Origin of the sequence: Spongiactinospora gelatinilytica (assembly GCF_003236385.1) — a bacterium.
In the GTDB taxonomy this organism is placed as follows: domain Bacteria; phylum Actinomycetota; class Actinomycetes; order Streptosporangiales; family Streptosporangiaceae; genus Spongiactinospora; species Spongiactinospora gelatinilytica.
Map to the genome: position 1 here is coordinate 1 of NZ_POUA01000548.1, position 3,597 is coordinate 3,597.

Here is a 3,597-nt window from a genome sequence, read left to right on the forward strand (position 1 = left end):
CCCCTGCCCCTCGGACTCCGACAGGCCACGCCGCCACGCCCCCCAACGGCCCTCGCTCCGCTCACCCGTCCCTTCCCTACCAGGCCACCGCACCGCGCCCAATCGCCTTCGCTCCGCTCAGCCGTCCCTTCCCTGCTGGGGCACCGCGCCGGGCCCAATGCCCGCCTCCAGCGGGCTCGCGTTCCGCGCATCCAATCGCCTTCGCCTTGCTCAGCCGTGCTGTGCGGGAAGCGGTGGCCAGGAACAAGTCCGGCGGGACGAAGGTAAAGACTCGCCGCGGCGAGCCGGGCTGGCACATCCCCGACCCGGACAACCTGCGGGCGCTGCACACCGAGGGCGCCGCCCGCGTCAGGCACCGCCTACAACTGCGCTCACGTGAACAGCGGTCGTACCTATAGAACGCGAGCCTACATCACCGTCCGTGTGGGTGCCGCATGGTCGGTTCCTGCGTCGCGACAAGCGGTACCGCCGGCTGTTGGTGTGGGTAGGAAATAGCGGGTCTCTCGCAGAAAGGGGCCGACGGAGAGGCGGCAGCCATGATGGTGACCGCTTGTCCATCGGCCTCTTGGCCTGGCTGGCTGCAACGGCTCATCTAGAGCTTTCTCAATCGGGCGATCGGAAATTGGCCTCGCTCGTCTATTTCGTGCCTGTCAGTCCAGGAGACCTGCTTCCGAACTCGCGCGAGTAGTTCACTGCGCTCCCGAGGGCCGCCTAGGCCGACGCGTTCGGCTTCAAACAGAGATCCGTCGACCTCGACCTCTATCTGGCTCGCATCCAAGATCCGAGACGGCGAGAAACCGGCCTCCTCGATACGCAGGTCCCCAAGCACCACATAATCCCCGCGCTCCTTCACGTACGGGAGGATCACCGTGTTCGGTGCGGACTCATCGTCGCAGGCCAGGTTCAGGGTCAGACAGCTCTGCGGGCGGAACCTGTACAGGATGATGTACCCCTTGGACGCTCGATAGAGGATGACATTGAGGAACCCAAGGATCTCGATCGCCGCGCCGGTGAGAGCTGTCTTAGACACTTCGCGGACCCCGATCTCCACGTCGCCTGGACAAGCCGGTCAGAAAACCACTTCTGCCGCTGGACAGGGTCTTCGCATATTTGTCGCGCAGATCTTCGAAGCCGCCCCACATCAGAGCGGCGACGAACCTGTTTGTCCGCGCACCTATACACGAACGTACCCTTGACATACGCTTCTGCATTCAGCCTAACTAGGCGCACGGCGCCCGATCTAGCGCTGATCCGGCACGCTGGCCTCCACGCGCACCTTCCGGAAACCCCGAGACCCGTGCCGGGCGGCCGGGCGGCGGGGAAGGGGACGTCGGGCCGGGGAGCAGCAATCAACTCCCGGTCGGCAAGATGGTTACCGGGGCCCGGCCCTTCGTTCTTGGCGAGTTGGTGCCGCGTGCGCAGCCTTCGCCATGCCATCGTCCATACCGCCCGCAGCAGGCCCAGATGAAGCTCTCCACCAGCTTTCCGGACGGCCCCGAAGGCCTTGCGTGCCCGCCTGACGAGTTCTCGCAGGCTGGGCTCGTCGGCCCACACCCGGTACCGCCCATCAGTTCCACGAACTCCGCCGGCGTGGTCGCCGTCAGCGGGTCGGGCTGGAGGCGAAGCGGGGCGCAGAACTCGCGTGACAACGGGAGCGGTGCGCTGCCGCTCCCGCACGGCTACCCGCTGCGGGCCTGCTGGTCGATCATGGTGATCAGGGTCGAGACGAGCTCCTCAGCCGTGATGTGCCATTTGTCCGCGGATAGGTGGCCGCTGACCTCCATATCCGTGATCCCATGCGCGCTGGTCAGTAGCAGCGCGGCGAACCGACGGGCGTCCCGTGCCCCGATCAGATCGCCAACGATGGCCAAGAACTCGTCCATGGCGCGGTCGGCCGCCCGGGTCGCCGCTTGGATCGCGGCCGGGTCGCCCGCCGGGGAGGCGAACATCAGCCGGTACAGGGCCGTCCGCAGTATGGCATCGGCGATCATCTTGTGAGCTGCCGCACCCCCCAATGCGCGGATGGCGTGCGGTCGATGGCGGGCGGTAGGTTCGGATCTCACCGGCCCACGCCCCGTCGGCGTGCCAACGATTCCTCCGAAAGGCGCGTCTCACCTTTATGGGAGTACTGTCTCGCGCTACCGCTGCAGCCGTCGCCCTTCTCGTCGCCATGGGGTCGGCCGCCGCTGCCGATGCTGTGGCACCGGCCGGTCAGTGGAGTGTCGTACATAACGACCGCCGCGACTCCTACGACGCGGTGACGGTGACGCCTGGTGGGGCGGTCTGGGTCGCCGGGACGAGGCGCCCGGGTGGCGTCGAGTCGTTCCTGTTGAGGGGTGGCCGGTCCGCCTTCAAGCGGGTCACCGGGCCGGGGTTCCGGATGAAGCGGCTGGCGTCGGCGTCCGACACCAGGGTCTGGGCGTTCGGCGCGTCGCGGTACGCCCGGTGGGACGGCAAGCGGTGGCAGGTCAAGCGATGGCCCCACGGCCTGGTGGATCGGGCGTACTCCATCGGCGAGAACCTTTGGGTCATCGAGAACTCCAACGCGTTCCCGTCGGCCGGTAAGGCCGGCTGGAAGGCGCGGTCCACGCTGCGGCGGTTGACCGGGTCGGTGTGGCGCAAGGTCCGCACGCCGATCGTGGTCAAAGGACTCGACGGCGCGTGGGCGGCGGGCTCGGTATGGGGCAAGGCGGCTCTGGCCCGCTGGACCGGCAAGACCTGGCGCGCGGTCGCGCTTCCCGCGATCCCGTCCGCACATGCGGGCCAGGTCTCGGAGTTGACGGATGTCGCGGTCGACGGTGAGACCGGCCGGGTGATGGCCGTCGGCTGGGCCGCCTGGCCGTGCGGCGGCGCGAAACGGTCCTTTTGCGGTGAGACCTTGCTGCTGTCCGGCTATCTGGGCAGCTTCCGCTTCGAGGTCCGTGGTGAGCCGGGCATCCAGCCGCGCGCCCAGGCGGAGCCCGACGGCAGAGGCGGGGCCTGGGTCGTCTACGACGCCAAGGGTGGAGGCAGCGGGTTCTTGCACATCGGCCCCGACAGCGTCGAGCCGGGTGCTTTTCCGGCTCCACCGAACCAGCGCGCGTCCGTCCGTGACCTCGCCATCCAGTTGGAGAGCGGCGGTTCCGTCTGGGCGGTCGGCGCGGCATCTTCGGGTGGCAACGGCACGATCTGGGCCCACCGCCGCTGAGCTGAGCCGGGCGGGCCGAACGTACCCTGCTTCGCGCGTACCGTCGTCATGCCCGCATGAACTAGCCCACCGCCGTATTGCTGGAAGGGCTGCCAGCGGCGGGGGCGGGCCTGCCGGGAATGCCCCGCTCAGGCCCACCGACGGTTCATCAGGTGCCGAGACTCCCGGGCGCATCTGCCGCTGACCGCCGCCTCTTGGCCGGTGCTGGAACGGCGAGGTGCCACGGCGCATGCGATATGCCGGGCACCGGAGCGGGACCAGCGATGGTGGTCGGGGGAGTGGGGCTTGCCGTACGGCGGGCAGAGCCCGGCACAGGGAAGGTCGTCCGAGCGGAGGGAAACCCTTTGGGGGCGCGGGGCGCATCGGCTTGCCGGAGGCAGGGGGATGGCGTCGATGTGCGCTCTGGGGGA

The 3,597-nt window shown here is 68.6% G+C and carries 4 protein-coding genes; 2 read left to right on the forward strand and 2 right to left on the reverse strand.

Features of this window, described 5'->3' with window-relative positions:
• The first annotated feature begins 221 nt into the window (after positions 1–221).
• Positions 222–398, forward strand: a complete 177-nt coding sequence (locus C1I98_RS42200) for a hypothetical protein (RefSeq protein ID WP_158558343.1) — start codon at positions 222–224, stop codon at positions 396–398.
• A 194-nt stretch (positions 399–592) separates the two neighbouring features.
• Here C1I98_RS42200 and C1I98_RS36640 read toward each other — a convergent pair whose 3' ends face one another.
• Both C1I98_RS36640 and C1I98_RS36645 read right to left on the reverse strand, forming a co-directional pair.
• The gene (locus tag C1I98_RS36640) at positions 593–1,051 is read right to left on the reverse strand and encodes a hypothetical protein (RefSeq protein ID WP_111171865.1); all 459 of its coding nucleotides are present in this window, start codon (positions 1,049–1,051) and stop codon (positions 593–595) included.
• A 628-nt stretch (positions 1,052–1,679) separates the two neighbouring features.
• Positions 1,680–1,991, reverse strand: coding sequence for a TetR-like C-terminal domain-containing protein (locus C1I98_RS36645; RefSeq protein ID WP_111171866.1), 312 nt, complete (start codon positions 1,989–1,991; stop codon positions 1,680–1,682).
• Between the two features lie 206 nt (positions 1,992–2,197).
• On the opposite strand from C1I98_RS36645, the gene C1I98_RS36650 reads away from it, so the two are divergent.
• On the forward strand, positions 2,198–3,187 hold the full coding sequence (locus C1I98_RS36650) for a hypothetical protein (protein ID WP_146607867.1): 990 nt from the start codon (positions 2,198–2,200) through the stop codon (positions 3,185–3,187).
• The last annotated feature ends 410 nt before the right edge of the window (positions 3,188–3,597 follow it).

Bases quoted from the DNA above. Each gene is read 5' to 3' on its own strand.
- C1I98_RS36645 (WP_111171866.1), bottom strand. From the start codon at position 1,991: ATGATCGCCGATGCCATACTGCGGACGGCCCTGTACCGGCTGATGTTC.